The sequence below is a fragment of the Coleofasciculus sp. G1-WW12-02 genome (assembly GCF_040219735.1).
GTDB lineage: Bacteria > Cyanobacteriota > Cyanobacteriia > Cyanobacteriales > Coleofasciculaceae > Coleofasciculus.
Genome location: NZ_JAVJRX010000202.1, coordinates 1 through 22088 on the forward strand (window position 1 = coordinate 1; position 22088 = coordinate 22088).

Here is a 22088-nt window from a genome sequence, read left to right on the forward strand (position 1 = left end):
GGCACTCGTTTAAGTCCATGCGTTTTTAAGAGGTTTCTCGCGCCTCATGCACTAGCATCACTTTACGTGATAATCATCGATAAATCGATTGGCGATACTCACGACTTTCGCCTGTGCTAGACTAATTTTATAGATTAACACCTTATTTATTACAATACAAGACTAAGAGAAAATAAAAAGTCGTCCTAAAAGGACGAGGCTTGTATCCCTAGTTCTCGGTCACCAATGACAAAAATATTGCCATATCCTGGTACAGTGAGATCAGGATTGACAATTACTCGTCCGGCGCGATCGCACGTTGCTTCTGTAGCCTTAGCCAGCACCTCTCCTATCGGCGAGGCTTTCATCCCGGCTGCCCAGAGGATGGTTTTTGCGGTAATCTGTTCTGTGCGATCGCCAGTCCGAATTGTTACCTGATCCTCGTCTATATTCGTAACCAGTGTCTTCGTCTGTACCTGAACGCCTAAATGCTCAAGTTCCCCTTGTGCTTCGGCGGACAACTGAGGCGGATAGGGAGGCAAGACTCGATCCATCCCTTCTAATAAAATAATCTTAGTTTCTTTTGTGTCAATGTGGCGGAAATCCTGGTGTAACGTCGTATGAGCCAGTTCGGCTAATGCCCCTGCCAATTCTACCCCTGTCGGTCCACCGCCGACAATCACAAAGGTTAACCACGCCCGACGTTGAGCGGGATTGGTTTCTTTTTCTGCCCTTTCAAATGCCAGTAAGATGCGCCGCCGCATTTCTAAAGCATCTTCAATGGTTTTCAATCCGGGCGCTTTCTCTGCCCATTGATCATTGCCGAAATAGTGATGACTTACACCTGTCGCCACAATTAAGGTATCATACTTAATCGTGTTACCATCTTTAAGTTTAATCAAGCAATCCTGGGGATTGATATCAATCACCTCTCCCATCAATACCTGAGTATTTTTCTGACGCTTAAGTACGGCGCGTAGAGGAGAAGAAATATCTCCAGGAGATAAACCACCTGTAGCCACTTGGTACAATAGAGGCTGAAATAAATGAAAATTACGTTTATCAATTAACGTTACCCGAACCGACGCCCTCCCCAGCGACTGGGCGGCATAAAGTCCGCCAAACCCACCGCCGATAATCACCAGATGTTCCGAGGATTTATTATCACTTGCTGCATTAACCATCAGTTATCGTTCCTAAAGCAGTCGGCATAATTATAGGTCATCATTTGTCTTGAGTAGAGACGTTGCATGCAACGTCTCTACATAAATGATCTGTCCTAACAGTCTTGGCGGATCTAACGCCGCTTCAATGCCAAAGTCAGTCCATCAGCAATGGGGACTAAACTCAAGATAACCCCTTCATCTTGACTGATGGCTTGGTTAAATGCCCGAATCGCGGCTGTATTTTTATCTTGAACCTGAGAATCAGCCACTCGCCCCCCCCACAAGACATTATCAATGGCAATTAAACCACCCGGACGAATTAATTGCCGCGATCGCTCATAGTATGCCAGATAATTTACTTTATCGGCATCAATAAAAGCAAAATCAAAACTTCCAGCTTGCCCTGCTGCCAATAAGTCGTCTAATGTCTCTAAAGCAGGCGCTAATCGCAAATCTATTTTATCAGATACTCCGGCTGCGTCCCAGTATCGGCGGGCAATAGCTGTATAGTCTTCACTCACATCACAGGCGACAATTTTGCCATCCTCTGGTAGCGCTAATGCTACGGCTAAAGCACTATAGCCTGTAAATACGCCAATTTCTAAGGTTTTCTTGGCACCCATAAGCTGAACCAACAACGCCATAAACTGCCCTTGTTCCGGGGCTATTTGCATTGTGCTATCCGGATGGGTGGCAGTTTCTTGCCGTAATTTTTGCAGGATATCGGGTTCTCGCCATGAAACCGATAACAAATATTTGTAGAGTTGGGTATCTAAACCCAGGGTTTTATTAGACATAGGCAATAGGGAACAGGCAATAATGATATCAGACAAATTATTTAACACAATTGAGCATTCGCACTGTAGCCGCCGCCGCATAATTCCGTTGGGCTTGGCTATTTGGAGAAAAAGCATTCCCCCTTTCATTCAAAGGAGACGCAACTCGGCAATAGGCAGACATTTGGGTAATTAGCGCATCTGCCCAATGACCTTGAGTATCATTAAACTCTAAAGCAGACTGATTCCCCGTAAGCGTCGGTTGCTGACCTTGAAGGCTTAAAGCAAACTCCGCCGCCCGCCGTTCCATTGCCATCAGTTCAGCACGAGTCACGGGTTGTGTGGGTCGAAATCGCCCATCGGCATAGCCACTGATGATATTATTATCCCGCGCCCATTGAATCTTTGCTGCACTCCACCGGGATGGATCAACATCGGGATAAGGACGAGATAAGACTTGAGTCGGAAGTTGTAGATTGGCGTTGGGGAGTTGATTCATGGCTTCAAAAATAATCGAAACCAATTGTTCACGGGTTAAAACCGCTTGCGGTCTGAACGTGTTATCCTCTCTAAATCCAGCGATAAATCCCATTGCCACGGCTTGCTGAATTTCATTGGCATAAATATCATTGGCAATATCTGGAAATGTCACCATTGTACCGCCGCCAGAACCGGAACCTGTACCGGAACCGGAACCTGGATTAGAACCTGTACCCGAACCCGAACCTGGGTTGGAACCTGTACCCGAACCCGATCCTGTACCAATACTACTTAAGGATTGACTATTTGCCAGATAAATATGACCCAAAGCTTTACCTTGATAGGAACGTCGGGCAAATTCCCAACCGGGTTCTAAGAGTATCTTGACAAACCCATTGGCTAACCCTTGGGTTCTACCCACCACAATATCTGGTGCATTGCGATCGCGGCTATTCGTCCCCACCAGTAACAATTCGCCATCGCGTCTGACGATTCTTAACAGATAATCTAATCCCAAATCTTGACCCGCCACGCGGATCGAATACCCATTACTATCCGTGCTACGTCCGCAAATTCCAGTAAAGTCAAAGTTCAATAATAGTGGATCGACGATAACGGGATTACTCCCACTTTCACTCCAACAATCCCGCGCATTACTTTTTTGTTCAATAATCAGCAGTTGATGGGAACTCTCGCCAAAGGGTGCAGCAATAGCAATAAATTTATTTTGCTCAACCGGAATTTGCTCAAATGTCGCCGCGACTGATTTATTAGCGATTAGGCTAGATAGGGCGATCGTGGCTAGGGTGGCTACTTGTGTGAAAAATGCACGCTTTCTCATCTGTTCCGCTTCAATCCTTTTAGGTGTGTAGTCCTTCAACCAGTTTTTAATGCACAACGTCTGTGATGACTCTGCTGTATAAAAGTTTCCCAGATTCCCCAAAATTTGGCGTATCCTTAATATCTCTTAACAATGAACAAGAGAGTTCAACGGTTGTGAAACAACAGAAACTATCACAAGCTCAACCCCTGTCCCTGGAATCCCTAAGCATGATCGGGGAAAAGGTTTCACATTTGCAGGTTATAGGTATGTTCTTTAACTTTATCGGATGGAGTGCCGCCTTGGGAATCATTACCCTACTCCTATTTGGCATACTGCAATGGTTGCATATCAGTGCGGGTCATTTTCTGGATTGGGTGATTGGAGTTGCTAGCTTTTGGTGGCTGTTGGTGGTTGTGACAGTTCCCTGGAATGTCTACTTTGAAGCCAAGTCTGTTTTGGTAGATGCGGAGCAATCGGCGGAAAAAGGGATTGAGATAGACGCCAAACAAGTTAATTATGCCAAAGTTGTGGCAACGCGATCGCTCACTGTTGCCATTGCTTTACATATTCTATCTACTCTAGGACTTTACACCCTAGCGGCTACGGGAATTAGTGCGGTGGGTTATATTAGTTCTGGTGCGGCATTGTTGTTAACCGTTTTACGTCCAGCGATCCGACTCTACGAATATTTAGCCACCCGTTTAGCGATGATTCGCCAAGAATTTAAGTATCCTCGTGAGGATGTTTATCAATTGCGCGATCGCGTGATGATTTTAGAACAGAATATTGACCAGATACAACCCCAACTCGATCCCGAAAATGATCATTCTTGGGTGGCGAAGCAGAACCGTAATTGGGAACAAACGCGCAAAGATGTCGCCCGTCTGGGTGCTTCTTTAGATCAACTCGAAGCCCAGAATGAGGCTGAACACAAGCGTTTAGCGCGGGAAGCCCAACAAGCGATCGCTCAATTAACCACAGACAGTCAATTCCTGGATCACGTTCGGGAAATTATCCGGTTTTTCAAGACAGCCTAATTTGTTGTCATTTGTCATTTGGCTCAACTGTAAACGACAAGAGGGCGGGTTTTATTGATAAATTATCGGTATACTTGTCAACTAGAGATTGAGGAACAGAGAATAGGGAATAAAATACAGGCAATGCTACCATACCAAAGCTTTAATTATCCAGCATTTCTCGTTTATAATCCTCTGTTAAACTTAGGGGAATCTCTATAAAAAATTCTGTTCCTTTCCCCAGTTTACTATTCACCTGTAATTGACCCTTATGCCTTTCCACAATAATCTGATAGCTAATGGCTAAACCTAAACCTGTTCCAGAACCCACTGGCTTTGTTGTAAAAAAGGGATCAAAGAGTCGGCGTTTTACATCATCATCCATCCCCGAACCATTATCAGCAATTCTAACAAGCACACTGGTGTTGTCTTTCACTTGCGTACAAATCCGAATCACTGGCTTTGGAGGATTGATTGCCAAACTATCATTGGCTATGTTCCATCTCTCCGTCTCCTGATCAATCGCTTCAATGGCATTAGTGAGAATATTCGTAAATACTTGGTTGAGCTGACCGCCATAACACCAAACTTTAGGCAAATTGCTATAGTCCTTAATCACTCGAATGGCGGGTCGTCCTGACTGAGGCTTAAAATTGTGCTGCAACAAAAATAGTGTATTATTGATTCCTTGATGAATATCCGTTAACTTGAAATCAGATTCATCCAAATGGGAAAAGCTTCGCAATAAAAGAATAATCTGACAAATGCGTTCAGCTCCCACCTGCATTGAATTGAGGATTTTGGGTAAGTCTGACTCCAAAAAATCCAGGTCAATGGCTTCAGTTTCTGCAAGGATTTCGGCATTCGGCTTACTGTAGTTACGTTGATAAGAATGAATTAAGTGGAAGAGGTCTTTAATATAGTCTTTGGTAATCGAAACATTGCTGTAGATAAAATTTAAAGGATTATTGATTTCATGAGCAATCCCAGCAACCATCCGACCCAAGCTTGACATCTTTTCGGATTGAATGAGTTGGAGTTGGGTGTTTTGTAGTTTTATTAATGTCTGTTCAAGTTCTAATGCTCTTTGCTGTTCTTTCTCTTTTAACTGGAATAATGTTTTATTTTGGGTAATTAGTTGCTTTTGCAGATTTCTCAACGTGAGGTGGGTTTGGACTCGACACAACACTTCTTCAGGTTGTAGGGGTTTCGTAATATAATCAACCGCACCAATTTTAAAGCCTTGGACTTTATCAACCGTATCGGAAAGTGCAGTCATAAAAATTAGGGGAATATCTTGGGTCGATGGATCGGCTTTGAGGCGTTTGCAGGTTATAAATCCATCGACTCCTGGCATCATGACGTCCAACAAAATCAGATCGGGCTGGGCATATTTCACTTGTTCAATCGCACTTTCCCCATCCAACGCCACTAATACTTTGAAGCCAGATTTGGTTAAATACTCGAAGAGGAACCCTAAATTGGTTGGGTTATCATCGACAATAAGTAGTTTACTTTGATCCGGAACTGGAACGGTCATAATAAATGATGATTATGAATCAGGGAACCAATAGGTTAATAAATATGGCAATGGATAAGGCATCAGAAGGCAACGGATGAATCTAGGGGTAATCCGTGATTGGTTGAACAATGTAACTGGATTGGAGGAGAAGGAGTATAATCACTTCGCCAATAACAAATCAACAATCAACGAGATAGTCTTGAATCAGTTGGCGAAGTTGTTTTAATTTAAACTCCCTCGCTAACTGACAAAGTTGGGTTGTCAATGGTTCAAATTGCGAATTATGTTGGGCAAGAGATTCAGCGCGTTCGATAATGCCTTGGATATCTCCCATTTTAACCAAATCAGCTAACGCCGTTATTTCTGAAGGGGGTAGGCAACTAATCGGCATCTGGGTGAAGTTAGCTGACTCAGTGAGGGAGGGGGATTGCGCTTGGGAATAAATCCATTCGAGCCCTAAATGTAGTGCGATCGCGTCGAGAAGCTGCTGGGTTTCCACAGGCTTGGGGAGGAAACCCCGACAGCCGGCGGCGAGGCTCTCCTGCTGAATTTGGGGGTAGACACTCGCAGAAAGCGCGATCGCGACGATATCCCGATCCTGAAGTTGGGGTAACTTTAGCATTCGCCGGGTGGTTTCCAATCCATCCATCCTTGGCATCACTAAGTCGATTAAAATCAGATCAGGATAAAACTCGACAACCTTGTGCAAACAGTCTGAACCATCAACCGCCTCTAAGATTTCAAACCCGTAGGGCTTTAGCATCGCCCGCAAGAGGGTACGATTGACTTTATTATCATCCACAATCATTAATTTGCGTTTGTCCCCTTTGAAGCCTGTAATCCGGCGTTTGCTAGATGGATTGGGTTCCTGCCATCCTGAGACTAAGGGTAAATTAATATCAAACCAGAATACACTTCCTTGACCGGGAGTACTCTTCACTTTAATTTCACTCCCCATCAGTTGAATTAATTTCTGGCTAATAGCCAATCCTAGTCCCGTTCCTTCAGTCGCATGGCTATGAGCGCTGACTTGATGGAAGGGTAAAAAGATTTGGGCTAATTGATTTGGCTCAATACCCACACCCGTATCTTTGATTTGAAAGCGGATTTTTGCTGATGGTTGATAGTTGATGGTTGACCCTTCTATTGGATCAAGATCATGGTTTGTAGGGGCGGGTTTCACGTCTATCGTTTTGTGACTCGCCCGGATGTGACTAAACCCGCCCTGACTGAGTGTTAACGCTTCGCTTGGCAAAGGGTAAATCTGATTTGTAGAAGCCGATTTTACATCAAAGCGGTTAACAACACTCACTGTAAATGTTACCTCACCCCGATCCGTAAACTTAATCGCATTACTGAGTAAATTACACAGAACCTGTCGCAGTCGTTTGTTATCCGCCATAATCCCGTTAGGGAGTGGCGAAAGAACTTGATAAGTAAAGATAATATCTTTTTGTTGGGCACGTAACTGAAATAAATCAGCAAGACTATTGAGAAAGTTCGGTAAGTGAAACTCTGTGGGATAGAGTTCCATCTTTTGGGCTTCAATTTTAGCTAAGTCGAGAATATCATTGATTAAAGTGAGCAGGTGTTCACCACATTGGTGAATGATGGTCAAATTATGGTGCTGTTGGTTACTTAAGGTTGTGTCTTGCCTGAGAAGTTGAGCATATCCTAAAATCCCATTCAGAGGTGTGCGGAGTTCATGACTCATATTGGTCAAGAATTCGCTTTTTGCCCGGTTAGCAATTTCGCTGCGTGCTGCTTCTCGAACGGCTAATTCTGTCGCTTTCTGGAGGGCTTCTTCGGCTTGCTTGCGTTCTGTAATATCTAAATAGGCAATAACGACACCAGAATCGCGTAACGGAATGGGTGAAGCTGTGGAACTGATCCAAGTGATTTTTCCATCTGGCTTAACGATTCCCGATTCATGGTTTTTGATAACTTTGTTTTCGGTTAACGCTCTAACATTGGCAAATTCTGCTCGTGGCATCACGGTACCATCAGGTCGGATAACTTTTAAGTTGGGCGAAACATATTTGGCGTTGATTTGGTCAGAAACGGATAGTGACAAAATTTTCTCACTCGCCGCATTCGCTTCAATAAGATTTCCCTGTTTATCGGTGATCGAAATGCCAATGGGTAAGATTTGGAACAGGGTTTTATATTTTTGTTGGCTTTCCCGTAATGCCTTTTCCATGCGCTTGCGATCGCTAATGTCAATGTAGGCTATGGCGACGCCGTAATCCTTCAGTGGAATGGGCGCGGCTGTGACATTAATCCAAGTAATTTTATCCTTGGCTTTGACGATTCCCATTTCCACGTTTCCCACAACTCGGTTTTCGGTTAAAGCGCGAACACTGGCAAATTCTGATGCTGGCATGGGAGTGCCATCTAGTCGAATAATTTGCCAACTGGGAGCATCATAAGTACGACTGGTGTGTTCTTGACGGGATAGTCCTAAAATTTCTTCACTGGCGGAATTGGCTTCAATCACATTACCTACTTCATCAGTAATGGAAATACCGATGGGAAAGATTTTAAATAGGGTTTGATATTTCTGCTGGCTTTCTCGCATTACCTCTTCCATTTGTTTGCGATCATTAATATCTTCACAAACGACGGCGATATATCGCGGGGAACCATCGTCGTTTTTAATCACAGATACCGTGAGGCGACCCCAAACACAGGCACCATCTTGGCGAAGATAGCGTTTATCAATAGTGTAGTTTTTGCGTTTTCCGCGCACCAGTGAATTAAATAAATCGGTATCCCGACACAAGTCTTCGGGGTGCGTCAACCGAGAAAAATGAATCCCTAGGATTTCATCCGGGGAGTAGCCTAAAAAACGACAATTGGCTTCGTTCGCTGTCAAAATATACCCGTCGAGATCCAGCAGGACAATTCCCACCGATACATTCTCAAAAATAGAACGGAATCGTTCTTCACTCTCTCGGAGCGTTTTTTCAATCTGTTGGCGATCGCGAATTTCCCGTTTGAGTTCTTCATTGGCTTGCTCTAAGGCTTCGGTTCGTTCTTTCACCCGTTGTTCCAATTCAGCATTCAATCTTAATATTTTGGCTTCGGCTAATTTTATCGTGGTGATATCGGTGGCGATGCCTAAAATTTGTTGGGGTTTGCCATCGGGGGTTTGGGTAAATACTGTATCTCGGCTATAAAGCCAGCACCATTCCCCATTTGCACGACGCATTCGGTACTCGGTTTCGATAATTTCTCGATCTGAAGCTGTCGCAAAGCGTTCCATTCGTGCCGATACTTTGGCTAAATCGTCCGGGTGTATCAGTTGAGGGAATAGTGTTTCTCCCATGGCTTGGACTGCTTCAGGAGAATACCCCAAAATATCAGTGATGGTTCGATTACTATAGATATTACGCTGTTCAACGACGTCGTAGATATAAACAATGGCGGAAATGGATTGACTAATTTGTTCAATGACATACTGCGATTGCCGCAATGCCTTTTCCGCTTGCTGACGTTCGGTTACATCTCGAAAAATTAATAGATGATGATCGGGCAACATATTAGCGATGCCTTCTAATTCTACATCTCGTTGAGTCCCATCGGAACGCCACAGACAAAAGTTATGGGTGATTCGCCCTTGGGCGAGAAAGGGGCGCCAGTGATGAATACTAATTGGGGTAGTCTCCTTGAGATGGCGATTCAGCAGTTGATCGTGAGATAATTTAAATAACTCACAAGCTGCTCGATTTGCCTTGAGTACTTTTCCCCGACTGTCGGTAATAACCATGGCATCGAGGGAGTCATTGAAGATTGCCAGAAATGCACAAGCATCAGAATTCCCCTTTTGTTCCTGAAACGGGCATGAAGTCGGGTTTGTGGGTTGGGTTTGACTGGGGTTGCTAGCAGAGTAATGGATAACCATACTTTATTCTTGCTTTCGCGTGACTTTCGCCCCAACCCGATGTTCCGCCATTGATGCGGTATATCACGGGTTTGGGCTTATTACTATCTACAATGCGATCGCGCTCAAATCCCTATTTTGGTAACCCAGTTTGATACTGTGACCCTTTATCCGCCTGATTACCTATCACAGAAATAAATTGAATGCCTTAGATTTAAGGTTTTCTTTATAGTTTTGCCCGGTTAGCTTTTCGGGAAAATGTAAAGTTTTAATACAGATATCATTCCTCAGAATTTCCTCAGAATTTCCTCAGATTTCAGTTTTAGTCTAGAGATAAAGCTGAATAGTTGTTAATTATATCACACCAGACCTACTCGTCAACCCAAACCGGGAACAGTATCTTACTGGAATTTAGCTCTACTGGAAATAGGAAGGAAAAAGATGTTAAATCATAGCTGTATTTGTTGTTCACATACCTTACTTAGGCACATTCGCTCTCACCAAGTTTACTGGTTCTGTCCCCATTGTTACCAAGCCATGCCTGAATCGGTTGAACCCTACTCACGGTTCAATACATCCAAGCTTTTAGAGCTTTCTGTTGTCAGATCTTATACTGTTGGCAGTAGCCAACGCAAAAAAGTTACCAAAGCCCCTCAATTGCATCCTGTCGCCTAGAGTATCGATTTGTCGTTAATTAAATCCCTTTCTAAAAAAAAAATAAATCGGGCTGACTTACTGACGACTTTTTCGGTAAATCTTGATTTCAGGATTGATTTTATCAAAGTTGGAGTAAACGTACATACGATTGATATGTCGATAACCTAATTCTTCATGATTGAGTAAATCCCATTGGGGGTCAGCTTTATACTGAAAAACTAAATCGTAGCCGAGTTTTTCTGTCTCTAGTTTAGAGAAAAATTCATACTCAGGTGTACCAGGTTCAAAGCGACGACTATCGTAGGCACTCGTGCCAATAATATAATCTGGATTTTTCTGCTTGAGAGTTTCCAGAGTCGGGCGCTTGAGACTTTCTGAGCTAAACTTTTCTAGTCGAGGTAAATATTTAGCGTCACCGGCTCCTAAAATAAAATTACTGGATGTCAAGGTTTTTGCCATCCATTGTTCAACCTGGTATCGCGAATCATGGGTGATCAATACATTGACAGATGTGGTATAAAAAAAGGTATAAATAAATACAGCAATAATGGATAATACTTTAACTCGAAATAGCTGGGCAGATGAGTTGAGGAAATCCCCGATGAGTTTACCGCCAAAAAACGCCAAAATCAGACAAACGGGAAACAGATAACGTAGAGCATTGTACATGACAATACTCACAAAAAATAAATAATACGAGACAATCGGAATCAGTAAACAGAAGAGATAATAATGTTTTCGTTGCCAAAAAGCCTTGAGCAAACCCAGCATACAGACTCCGTATAAGAGCCAGCCAAAAGACACTCTGATATGCCTCAAGCTTTGCCAAAACATAGTCAGGTGTCCGCTCAGGCTGCGCTCAAACCGAGGACTGATTGTGGCTCCCCCTGATGTAATATCATTGACATGAGCAAAGAAGCCATTTAAGTTAAATATAATATTATGGATACCGAGGAATAGGGCAATTCCTACTCCTAAGGAAAGAACAATTTTTCGGTCTTTGAGGGCTTTTTTTAGGGTAATGGATGGATCACGTTGCTGCAAATACCGATAGTGCTGCCATAGAATAAAGCCAGGAGTCAAGAAATAGAAGGCATAAGCTTGGTCTTTAGTCGCAACCGCGATCGCGGCTGTCGCTGCAAATAATACATAATCCCTAGTTTTTTGCTCTTTTAAGAGTCGGACATAAAAGAATAGGGATAGCATAAACCAAAATAAATAGGGAATATCCAGGTTAATTGTTTTGGCATAATAAATAAAGGGCAAATTTAAGCTAGCGATTACTGCCGCGAAGAATGCCGATTTTTTATCATATATTTCTTGTCCAATCCGATATATAATCCCTAAAATCCCGGCTGCCATAATCAGACTCAGGACTCTACCGATATAAAATAAAAGGGTATAGGTGGGTAAACTATAGACATTTACGACACCCAGTTTGTGCAAGAGCAATACAGGGGAATAAACAAGGGTAAGTACGTAAAAATGAAACGGTGGATACTTATAATGCCATCCGTTGGCAAATCCTTCTTCAACGGCTTCTAGTACTCGTATCGGCGTGAGTTCATCCGCCGCCCAGCCGTTGAAACTGGGCAACCCCCAGTTAATTCCCCAAACATTAATCAATAGACTAAAAAGAACTAAGCCGCAAAAGGCTCCATTGATAAACGTCTTTGATGGTACAGCAATCTTCATGAACTGATTATCCTCCCTCCCGTGATTTCCATTTGGGTCATTATAATAGAAGCGTCAACCCAACCAACAACTTAGTTAGTTCACAATGTCAGGGTTTATGGCGCTCGCCTCGCAACTATGAACTATTGGACTAGACATTTGGCTTCTAATACAATAAATCTTTGGGTGTGAAAGATGGTACATTGGCGGATTAAGGGGGGGAGGGCTAAGGAGGTTCCTTGTTCTATTCTCAGGCTGGCTTCTGTGGCGACAGGTTGAAATTGTTGTATCCATTTGTTGTGGGTGATGTAGTCGGGGGTGAAGGCGGATTGGTCGATGAGCCAAAAGTCTATATTATGGTTTTGTATGAATGCTTTGATCTCGTTTAAGTCGGGGCTGTATTGAGCGCGAATTAAATCAAGGGCACGTTGGCGCAAGGGGATGTAATACCCTAAATGATAGGGGATGGCATATTCCCAACTGACTAAAATGGAACGGTGAGAAAAGGTGGGGAGGTTATCGGCTTCTGGGGATAGGGAGGCGATGCGGCTATCTTTGGGTTGATGGGTAAAAAATTGGTAAAGTTCAGGTGCGGTTCCAATTTCGTAGGCGGTTTTGGGGAAGTCGGTGACGAGAAGAGGATAGAATATGAGTATCCCGGCGAGGATTGTGGCGAAACCGAGGGCAAGAATTTTTGTTTTCTGGAATAATCCATGACAGAAAATGGTTAAGGCGATTCCTGTGGCTATGGGGAATAGGAGTCGCAATGTGTGTTCGGTGTAACGACTCGGTAAATGGAGTTGGAAGAGTAGCAGATGGGCGGTAAAAAATAGAGTCAGGGAGACGATGATAATTTGGGGGAGGAGGATGATTCCTGAGTTTACCTGTGTGGTGAGGGGGAAGCGTTTGGGAATATTCCCCAAAAACGGTAATAAGAATGCACCATATAGTAAGATAGGAAGGGATTGGCGTCGAGGGAGAAGACCACTGCGATCGCCATTCAACCAGAAATCCCAGAAATTATCAGTAAAAAAGCTGGCTCGCCCCCCCGCCCAGAATTCCCGCATTCCCCTCGCTTGGGTGGCTGTAATAATTGGCTCAAAGTCGGATGGGGTGATGGCGTAGGGTAACAGGACAAAAAACGCCACGACTAAACCCGCCGCGCAGAAATAATAATCCTTCTTTTCCCGCGACAGTCGCAACTTTTTCCCTTGCCATTTTCCCAACTGGAGAATCAAGACTCCACTGGAGATGAGGACAATTTGGGGATAGAACCATCCTTGTAGCGCGATCGCACCTAAACTGGGAATTAGCGATCGCCTGATTAGATAATACCAGAATCCCAGGAGTAATGGGTAGACAAATGCCCTGGGTGTGGCGGAGACTAAATCATCCCGCATCCACAGGGTTTGATTGACTAGCAAAGAACTTATAAATCCGGCGATGGGGATGGGTAGGAGTTGTAGGGTGAGCGCAAAGGCGTAAACTGTGGTGATTAGGGTGAGGATTAGGGGGAGGAGTTTACTTAGGGTTAGGGGTGCGATTCCCAGGTTTGCTATGAGTTGGTAGAGGGTTTTGTAGCCGACGGGAACGACGGATTGGAAATAATCGGCAATGGTATCATTGGGGAATAATTGGGGGTCTAAATATCGCTGCATCCAAAAGACATGCTGTCTGGCATCATCCTGGACAATATAAGGGGAATTGAAGGCTTGTTTTAGGGCTAAAAGGCTATAACTGGTGGCAATTATGAGGCTTAGGGATAACCAGAAAATTGTCGCCGATTGGGATTTGTGGGTGATTAGGGATAGTAGAGTTTTTTGTTGGTGATTGTTTGGCATAGGGGGAGTAATGTAGAGACGTGCTATGGCGCATTTTTTTAACGCAGAGGTTCGCAGAGGGAAAGCGCAGAGGTTCGCAGAGGGAAGGGGGTTTTGTTCTTTGATGAAGCTTAGTTAGGGGGAGAGGATTTGCCAAAGCCATCCTAAGTCATAGATTGGTTTTATTTGATAGGGGGATTGCTGTTCGAGTTGCTCCCGTAGCTCATTGGTAGGTTGAAATAAAAATACATCACTAAATTGATTCAGATTATCAGGAAGTGGGGGGGCTTCGAGTACTATTAACTGGGTTTCTGGATTAAGCCAATAACTAAGAGAGGTGGTTCTAACGGCACTGCTACTGATGACTAAAGGGGAGGCAGATTGATTGATAATCCGAGCGACTTGTGGGTCATAATAATTGGTGTATTTGTTCCACCAGGTTTCTGACTGAGAACTTACCGCACCGGATAAAACGCCTAGGGAAATTAGGATAACGGTTCCTATTTGCCATAGTTTTTTTTGTCCAGGTTTAGCCAAACTGGAAGTTATTTTGACGGTGAGTAAGTAAGCAACTGCCAATTGAATACCCAAAAAACTAGGGATGAGGTAACGCGCAATCGTCGAACGTTGTCCCCGCCCCAGTAAATCAGGTAAGGATAAAGGGAGTGCGGTGACACTGATTAAAATTAGGACAAATAACCAAACCCGTTTCGGTGTGGTGCGAATCAGAAAATAGATGGCGTAAGCTACCAGGAGTAAAATCGGGATAACGAGATAAGTTAATGGATAGTTTAACCCAAATAGTCCGTTATCCACACCATAGCGAATATCGAATAGTTGCTTATCGTAGCTAATTTGCGGATCAAAAAATACGGCGGCGAGATTAAACATCCAGCGTTTGAAAAGAACCCATAGCGGGATATCTTTTGATGTCCAACCTGTGGCTCGAACTTCGCGAATTAAGACGAACCAGGGTAAGAATGCCACAATTCCCCCAGTTAACGCCAACAGATATGCCTTGACTTGTTGAGTTAACCGCCAGCTATTAATAGCGGCGACGTAGAGGGCTTGAGCGATTAACACCAGAAATGAGAGTAAATGAGAATAGAGTGCCAGTGATACCGTTACGGCATAAATCACCCAATTTCTTGACGTTTTAATTCCCATTGCTCGCAATAAAGCGGCACAGGATAGTAAAATCGTTACCGTCCATAAACTATATTGCCGTGCTTCTTGGGCGTAGAGGACATGAATCGGAGAAACAGCAATCAGGGCAACAGCAACCCATCCCGTTATCGGAAATTCAAATAACTCCCGACATAGCCAATACATTGCCGGAAATACCAATAGACTAATTAAGGCGGATAAACTGCGAGTGACAGAGGGAGTATTGCCAAACCAGCGCACCCAGAAATGAGCCATTAAATAATATAACGGTGGATGCTCAGACTTATTGACCAACGCCTTCATCGTATCACTTAAGCTGTTTTGGGGGCGAGGTTGTAGATAATCCTGTAATTCTTTAACTTGAATCATCCCGCCGTTGAAGTTATCCTGACTATACTCTTGAATCCTATGTCCGGAGACGCGAACCGATGTATAAATTTCATCCGTCCAATAGACCTTTTTTCCGAGGTTGGCGAAGCGAAAAAATAAACCCAAGATAATTGTTATTGCTACACAAGCTATTATGACCTGATGACGAATACCTTTCATGTTCTCACCCTAACTTCCTGCCGCTGCCCTAGAAGGGCGGGTTTAAGGTAGGGGCGGGTTTTACTAACTAAACCCGCCCCGACAACGTTTTTGCCATAAGTTATCTGTAAAACCCGCCCCGACAACCGGGCTTCCTTTACTCAGCAACCCCCATAATACATTGCGCTTCTAAAACCATCAAAGCATCGGTCTCGAATACACTACACTGTTCTGTAACTTTAGACAAGGCGGGACTTATTCCTGCCTGCAACTGGGCAATCGCGGCTTGGGCTGGGGGATACTGCATCAACCAATTACTACCCACAATATAGTCCGGTGTAAACGCGGCACGATGCACTAAAAAAAAGGTGACGCCATACCGTTGAATAAACTCTTGTACCTGGGATAAGTCCGGACTATACTGAGCCTGAATTAAATCAATCGCCCGTTGACGAATCTGATTATAGTAACCGACATGATAAGGAATCGCATACATCTCACTAACTAAAACAGGCTGCTGGGAAAACGTCGGCAAATTATTCGCTTCTTCATCAACCGAAGCAATCAGACTAGGCTTGGGTTGTTGAGCCAAAAATTCATATAAACTGGGATATTGACCCTGTTTATATCGAGTCAACGGGAAACTCACAAAACAGGGATATAAAATAAGTATCATCCCCAAAAGTGCCGTAACTACCCAGGCGAAGTACCTTCTAAAGCGGTGAGACGTAACCCTTGCCCAATAAACCAATGCATCTACTACTACCACAAACGCGATCGCACTCGCCAATGCCATAACGATTCGCAGGCTATGGGTAGTATAACGAATAGGCAGATGCAGCCTAAACAAGAAAAGGTGGGCGAGAACAAACGTCACACCCGCCGTTATCACCATCTCAGGTAAAATAACCACACCCCTCCTCACCTGCTTCACCAACCGAAAGCGAGAAGGATAGCGCCACAGCACCGGCAGTAGCAACCCCAGATACAATAACGGCGGTAGAGACAATCCGCCCAAAAGACTGCTACGCTTACCAAACAGCCAAAACTCCCAAGGATTCGCATCAAAAAAAGGGGTTCTCCCCTCTGGCATAAATTCCGGTAACCCTCTCGCCGTAGACGCCGCGATCGCAGGTCCAAATTCACTAGACTGTAAACTGTATGGTAGCAGAACCAGAACCGCCACCGCCAATCCCAACCCACCCAACCAATAATCCCGCCGATTACCCGAAAGACACCACCGCCCCCCTTCCCAGTCTCCCATCTGCAAAATCAGGATTCCCGCACAGATCAACACATACTGAGGATAGAATACCCCCAAAAGCGCGATCGCACCCAAACAAGGAAACAGTGAGCGCCGCAGTAAATAGAACAAAAACGCCAAAACTATCGGATAAACAAACGCTCTCGGCGTACCCGAAACCAGAGTATAGGTTGTCCAAAGATTTTGATTCAACAATAGAGACGCCGTAAATCCAGCAATTGGCACAGGTAACAATTCCAAACCAATACCAAAACAGTAACCCGTGGTAATCACCCCCAAAATAGTCGGCACCAGCTTATTAAATACCAAGGGATTCATCCCCAAACGTGCCATACTATGGTAAAGCGTCCCATACCCAACTGGAGCAACCGACTGATGATAATCAGCAATTAAATCATCAGCAAATAACCCTGGCTCTAAAAACCGTTGCATCCAAAATACATGCTGTCTGGCATCACTATCCACCAAATAGTCACTACTAAACGCCTGCTGAAGTGCCAAAAGACTATAAACCACAGAAAACGTCAGACTGAGACTCAACCAAAAAATACTTTGAGAACGGAATAATCTGTCCTTCCTCCTTCCTCCTTCCTCATTTGTCATAGCATTTTCCGAGAAAAAATTTCCCTCCCCAAAACCGCCAATCCCCCCATTAACATACCGCAAAAACCTCTGCGTTCCTCTGCGCTTCCCTCTGCGTTACTCTGCGTTAAAAAAAAAGCATGAGACAACAAACCTAACCCAACAAAATACCAACAACTAATCCCCCAAACAATCCGCAGACAAAACAACCAACCCTTCCCCATCAAACACTTTACATCGTTCCATCCTCTCCACCAAAACCTGAACCCCTCCCCCTTCCAGACTCAACCTTGCCCCTATCGCCGCCGACTCATACTCTTGAATCCAACGATTACCCATCACATACTCCGGCGTAAACGCCCCCCGTTCCACCAACCATAAATCCACCCCATACCGCCGAATAAAATCTTGCACCAATCCCTCATCTAAACTATACTGAGCCTCAATCAAATCAACCGTCCGCTGATAAATTTCATTGTAATAATCCAAATGATAAGGCAACGCATATCCTTCCCCCCCCACTAAAATCGAACGCTGGGCAAACGTCGGTAGACTATTCGCTTCCTCCGTCAACGAAGCAATCACCGTATCTTTCGGTTGTTGTTGCAGAAACTTGTAAAGTTCTGGCACATCACCTACCGTGTAACGACTAATCGGAAATGGATAATCATTAGCTTGCAAAATACTGGGATAAAAAAGTAGGATAGCAGCCAAAACCCCCGTAAACCCAATAGCCAAAAGCGGTTTCCCTTTAGTTTGAGCCACCTGAAAAACTGTATCCAATAAAATAGTCAGCGCCACAGCCGCCGCCAACGCCACCAAAATCCGCAAACTGTGTTCTGTATAGCGATTAGGAAGATGTAGCTTAAATAGAAACAAATGAGCAGCGGCAAACATACCCATCGATACCAGCAGCATCTGAGGTAACAGCCAAATACCCCTACTAACCCGTTTAACCAAAGGAAACCGAGAGGGATATTTCAACAGAAACGGCAAAGAAAAACTCACCCAAACCTGTGGCGGTACTAAAAGAATCGAATACTTTGCCATCAACCGACACCATTCCGTTGGCAGCATACCACTGCGCTTACCACAAATCCAATAATTCCAAGGGTCAGTATTAAAAAAACTTGACCATCCTTTAGCCGAAAAAGCGGGTAACCTCCTCGCTTGTGTTAACGTAATCACAGAACCAAATTCTGAAGGATTTAAAGCATAGGGTAAGAGAACTAAAAATGCAACTCCTAATCCCCACCCACAGAACCAATAATCTGAGCGCACTACAGATAAGCGAAACCGCCCTTGTTCCCACCGCCCTAGCTGAACAATCAACAATCCAGCGACAATAAAGACACACTGAGGATAAAATAACCCCAAAAGCGCGATCGCGACAAGAGTTGGCAGTAATAACCGTCGCCATAAATAATACCCAAAGGCGAGAAACAGAGGATAGACAAAGGCTGCAGGTGTAGCCGATACTAAATCATCTCTCATCCAGAGATTTTGATTCAATAGCAACGACGCGATAAACCCAGCAACGGGTACAGGCAAAATTTGTAGAGTAATGCCAAAACAGTAGGCAGTTGCCACTAATCCCAGCCCCAGGGGTAAAATCTTACTTAAAGCCATCGGATCAATTCCTACTGCGGCAAAGAGCCGATAGAATGTAGCATATCCTATCGGTGCAACCGATTGAAAATAATCGGCAATCAAATCCCCAGGAAACAACTGTGAGTCGAGAAACCGACGCATCCAAAAAACATGTTGCCGCGCATCATCCTGGACAATATAGTCATGACTCAAAGCCTCTTGTAATGCCGGATATGCATAAATAGCCGCAAAAGTCAAGCTCAAACTCAACCAAAACACCTGCTGAGTGCGAGAGACTTTGCCAGTCAGTACCCTATTCCCCGTCTGAAGACTTAGCATAGAGAATATAGCGCGAATTTCGATACGCGATCGCGAAATCCAGAGGTTGAGTGCTACTCGTCACCAAATAATCGGCTCCATACTTACTCATCACCGCCCGGGCTTGGTCAGTGGTTAAGCTGTTATAACCTGTGCTCAGCGCCTGCTTCATCTTACTGAATGTAACTCGTTCACCCGGTTGGGGCCAAGGGTTGAATGTACCACTCAAGTCCGACAGACGTTCATACCAGTCGAGCACTCCCACCTTAGTCGGGGGGATAAACTTAAATTTGGCGACGGTGGGGCGTTGTGCTAACCAAGTAAAGGGAGTAAGTTCTGCGGGTGGTGTAACAATCACAGCATCATCAGGGGTGTTCGTGCGAATCCAATTACATAGCGCTTTCCCTTCCGAATCTATCCCCTGTTGTTCACTGGGAAACTCAGAGAGTGCAACTAAAGCTTGGTGAAATTGTACAGCTTGAATACTACAAGCCCCACTCAATAGCACGATGCAAAGGAATAACAAAATGCGCCGTGCAATACCCGTAAAGCTTTGCTCAAGGGCGCAAGCAAAAAGCAGACAAGTATTCAGGGGCAGCATAACATCCCCCAGCCGAAAGGGGTAATATTGTAAGAACTTACCCTGATCATCAAATGGCGCGATCGCAAGTCCTAAGCCAAAAGGTATTAAAGTCAGTAGGGTAAACTCCGCCAGCCCCATCCGCACCGCATTTTCTGAAGACTGTTGCTTGCGCCGCAGTACTCCCACACTCAGCGCCAACACCAACAAGTATACAGCCAGTTTAATCCACCACTGTTGTGACCAATACAGGGGATTCAGATGGTGAGGAGTGCGGATGAATACATAAACATAGGACGGTTCTACAGCACCTGTGGGACTAGGCGTCAATAAATGTTCCACAACCGTGTAAATCGATAGCGCACTGGCTATCAGATAAATCCCCACAATAGAACCCAGATACCGAATACTTCTAAAATGGTGGTGGCGTCTGAGGAGCAACCATCCTCCTATCACCAGAGACGCCCAACCCCCGACAAAAATGTGGAAGAATGTAGCTAGCCCCAAAAGAAGTGCCATTAGGCGATAGTGACCCGTTAACATCAGCCCAATGACGAACAGCAATAGACCATAAGCTACAGCTTTCGGCTCAACTCCTCCCACCAACCATTCACGGGCAACTATCCCTTGATGGTCATCCACATATAGAAACAAACCAACCGCCAGCAGCAGTAACGGCAAACTCAACCCCAGCTTTCGACCCAGAAACACTAACCCTGAAGCCATCAGGGTGTAACACAGCAGCCGCCCGATTAAAGACGTGGCTAAAAACCCCCAAGCCGCCGCCATTGAGCCAAACAACGCCAGGAAGGGGATGCGATAGCCCGGAGGCTGATTGAGATACCAGTCTCCCGGAATCCAAGTCGGGTCAGCATACTGTCTGGCAAAGGGTAAAATATTGACTTCATTACCGCCGCCCATATTGCCATCCAGCAGGAACCCCAAACTGAGGAATGCAGTTACGACCAGAATTTGAACGAGGACTTGCTTCCAGTGGGTTCGTTCTTGATTAACCGGATTGGTTTGTATGGAATGGCTTGATATCATCTTGTTGGTCACTGGCGTGATACTTCCCAGAATTAAAGCATAATCGTTGCTGAGTATAGTAGTGTCAGCGTCTCGTGAATAGCTTTGCCACATAACCCGTTGATTTGTCGAGGCGGACGCGAGAAATTAACCAATTCTGAAGTTTACAAGAGGAATTAAAGTGTGGTCAACGTTTTAGTTACAGGTGCAGCCGGCTTTATCGGATATCACCTCAGTCAACGGTTACTTGCCCAAGGTGATACCGTAATTGGACTGGATAACCTGAATGCTTACTATGATGTCTCCCTCAAACAAGCCCGACTGGCACAACTAGAGAATAAACCTGGGTTTCGCTTTTATAAACTAGACTTAGCCGATAGAGAGGGGATTGCCCAGTTATTTGCCCAAGAATCTTTTGAGTTTGTCGTCCATCTGGCGGCGCAGGCGGGTGTTCGCTATTCCCTGAAAAATCCCTACGTTTATGTGGATAGTAACTTAGTGGGTTTTACCAATATCCTGGAAGGGTGTCGCCATTCCGACATTAAGCATCTGGTGTTTGCCTCATCCAGTTCGGTGTACGGCGCGAATACGAAAGTGCCGTTTTCGGTACAGGATAATGTCGATTCTCCCGTTAGCCTCTATGCCGCCACCAAGAAAGCGAATGAATTAATGGCTCATGCCTATAGTCATCTGTATAACATACCCACAACCGGCTTGCGCTTCTTTACTGTCTACGGGTCGTGGTATCGTCCCGATATGGCACTATTTTTATTTACCAAAGCTATCCTCGCCGAGCAGCCGATTAATGTGTTTAATTATGGTCGGATGCAACGGGATTTTACTTACGTTGAGGATGTCGTCGAGGGTGTGGTGCGAGTCATGGGTAAGATTCCGCAGCCGAAAGCTTCAGGAAATGCTTCACCAGGATCAAAAAGTTCTGCCCCTTATAAACTCTACAACATTGGCAATAATCAACCGATTGAACTGCTACAACTCATTGAAACCCTAGAACAATATTTGGGCAAAACCGCTGTGAAAAATATGCTACCCATGCAACCCGGAGATGTGCCGATTACTTATGCGGATGTGGATGATTTAATCCAAGATGTGGGATTTAGACCAAATACGCCCATTGAAGTGGGTGTGGAACAATTTGTTCAATGGTATCGGTCTTATTACAACATTTAGTCTATTTTGTCAATAATTTAGATTGAATCGGGGCGGGTTTAGTCACATC

General features: G+C 44.6%; 12 protein-coding genes and 1 pseudogene. 2 read left to right on the forward strand and 11 right to left on the reverse strand.

The window, feature by feature from the left end:
* Positions 1-218: 218 nt before the first annotated feature.
* From RID09_RS31540 to RID09_RS31550, 3 genes and pseudogenes are all read right to left on the reverse strand, one after another.
* Positions 219-1163, reverse strand: a pseudogene (locus RID09_RS31540) (NAD(P)/FAD-dependent oxidoreductase); the annotation flags it as partial.
* A 113-nt stretch (positions 1164-1276) separates the two neighbouring features.
* The gene (locus tag RID09_RS31545) at positions 1277-1942 is read right to left on the reverse strand and encodes a class I SAM-dependent methyltransferase (protein ID WP_446339877.1); all 666 of its coding nucleotides are present in this window, start codon (positions 1940-1942) and stop codon (positions 1277-1279) included.
* A gap of 37 nt (positions 1943-1979) precedes the next feature.
* On the reverse strand, positions 1980-3242 hold the full coding sequence (locus RID09_RS31550) for a DUF3747 domain-containing protein (protein ID WP_446339879.1): 1263 nt from the start codon (positions 3240-3242) through the stop codon (positions 1980-1982).
* 248 nt (positions 3243-3490) lie between these two features.
* Here RID09_RS31550 and RID09_RS31555 point away from each other — a divergent pair, with 248 nt between their 5' ends.
* Entirely contained in the window at positions 3491-4261 is a 771-nt protein-coding gene (locus tag RID09_RS31555) for a hypothetical protein (protein WP_446339968.1), read from the forward strand.
* 142 nt (positions 4262-4403) lie between these two features.
* Here RID09_RS31555 and RID09_RS31560 read toward each other — a convergent pair whose 3' ends face one another.
* The 8 genes from RID09_RS31560 to RID09_RS31595 all read right to left on the reverse strand — a co-directional run bounded on the left by RID09_RS31560 (position 4404) and on the right by RID09_RS31595 (position 20965).
* Positions 4404-5780, reverse strand: coding sequence for a hybrid sensor histidine kinase/response regulator (locus RID09_RS31560; RefSeq protein ID WP_446339881.1), 1377 nt, complete (start codon positions 5778-5780; stop codon positions 4404-4406).
* Positions 5781-5940: 160 nt separating this feature from the next.
* Entirely contained in the window at positions 5941-9666 is a 3726-nt protein-coding gene (locus tag RID09_RS31565; RefSeq protein WP_446339883.1) for a PAS domain S-box protein, read from the reverse strand.
* Positions 9667-10377: 711 nt separating this feature from the next.
* Positions 10378-11997 (reverse strand): ArnT family glycosyltransferase, encoded by a 1620-nt coding sequence (locus RID09_RS31570; RefSeq protein WP_446339885.1) that lies wholly within the window; start codon positions 11995-11997, stop codon positions 10378-10380.
* A 122-nt stretch (positions 11998-12119) separates the two neighbouring features.
* Positions 12120-13817 carry a hypothetical protein gene (locus tag RID09_RS31575; protein ID WP_446339887.1) on the reverse strand — a complete coding sequence of 566 codons (1698 nt, stop codon included), beginning with the start codon at positions 13815-13817 and terminating at the stop codon, positions 12120-12122.
* Between the two features lie 114 nt (positions 13818-13931).
* Positions 13932-15512: a glycosyltransferase family 39 protein gene (locus RID09_RS31580; protein WP_446339889.1), complete on the reverse strand. Its 1581-nt coding sequence runs from the start codon at positions 15510-15512 to the stop codon at positions 13932-13934.
* Positions 15513-15648: 136 nt separating this feature from the next.
* Positions 15649-17358: a hypothetical protein gene (locus tag RID09_RS31585; protein ID WP_446339891.1), complete on the reverse strand. Its 1710-nt coding sequence runs from the start codon at positions 17356-17358 to the stop codon at positions 15649-15651.
* A gap of 156 nt (positions 17359-17514) precedes the next feature.
* The gene (locus tag RID09_RS31590) at positions 17515-19266 is read right to left on the reverse strand and encodes a hypothetical protein (protein WP_446339893.1); all 1752 of its coding nucleotides are present in this window, start codon (positions 19264-19266) and stop codon (positions 17515-17517) included.
* Entirely contained in the window at positions 19241-20965 is a 1725-nt protein-coding gene (locus RID09_RS31595) for a DUF6798 domain-containing protein (RefSeq protein WP_446339895.1), read from the reverse strand. The genes RID09_RS31590 and RID09_RS31595 overlap by 26 nt, the downstream gene beginning before the upstream one ends.
* A gap of 69 nt (positions 20966-21034) precedes the next feature.
* On the opposite strand from RID09_RS31595, the gene RID09_RS31600 reads away from it, so the two are divergent.
* Positions 21035-22039: an NAD-dependent epimerase gene (locus tag RID09_RS31600; protein ID WP_446339897.1), complete on the forward strand. Its 1005-nt coding sequence runs from the start codon at positions 21035-21037 to the stop codon at positions 22037-22039.
* Positions 22040-22088: the final 49 nt, after the last annotated feature.

Excerpts from the sequence above, each read along its gene's own strand:
- RID09_RS31545 (WP_446339877.1), bottom strand. The coding sequence starts at position 1,942 with ATGTCTAATAAAACCCTGGGTTTAGATACCCAACTCTACAAATATTTG.
- RID09_RS31550 (WP_446339879.1), bottom strand. The coding sequence starts at position 3,242 with ATGAGAAAGCGTGCATTTTTCACACAAGTAGCCACCCTAGCCACGATC.
- RID09_RS31555 (WP_446339968.1), top strand. The coding sequence starts at position 3,491 with ATGTTCTTTAACTTTATCGGATGGAGTGCCGCCTTGGGAATCATTACC.
- RID09_RS31560 (WP_446339881.1), bottom strand. The coding sequence starts at position 5,780 with ATGACCGTTCCAGTTCCGGATCAAAGTAAACTACTTATTGTCGATGAT.
- RID09_RS31565 (WP_446339883.1), bottom strand. The coding sequence starts at position 9,666 with ATGGTTATCCATTACTCTGCTAGCAACCCCAGTCAAACCCAACCCACA.
- RID09_RS31570 (WP_446339885.1), bottom strand. The coding sequence starts at position 11,997 with ATGAAGATTGCTGTACCATCAAAGACGTTTATCAATGGAGCCTTTTGC.
- RID09_RS31575 (WP_446339887.1), bottom strand. The coding sequence starts at position 13,817 with ATGCCAAACAATCACCAACAAAAAACTCTACTATCCCTAATCACCCAC.
- RID09_RS31580 (WP_446339889.1), bottom strand. The coding sequence starts at position 15,512 with ATGAAAGGTATTCGTCATCAGGTCATAATAGCTTGTGTAGCAATAACA.
- RID09_RS31585 (WP_446339891.1), bottom strand. The coding sequence starts at position 17,358 with ATGACAAATGAGGAAGGAGGAAGGAGGAAGGACAGATTATTCCGTTCT.
- RID09_RS31590 (WP_446339893.1), bottom strand. The coding sequence starts at position 19,266 with ATGCTAAGTCTTCAGACGGGGAATAGGGTACTGACTGGCAAAGTCTCT.
- RID09_RS31595 (WP_446339895.1), bottom strand. The coding sequence starts at position 20,965 with ATGTGGCAAAGCTATTCACGAGACGCTGACACTACTATACTCAGCAAC.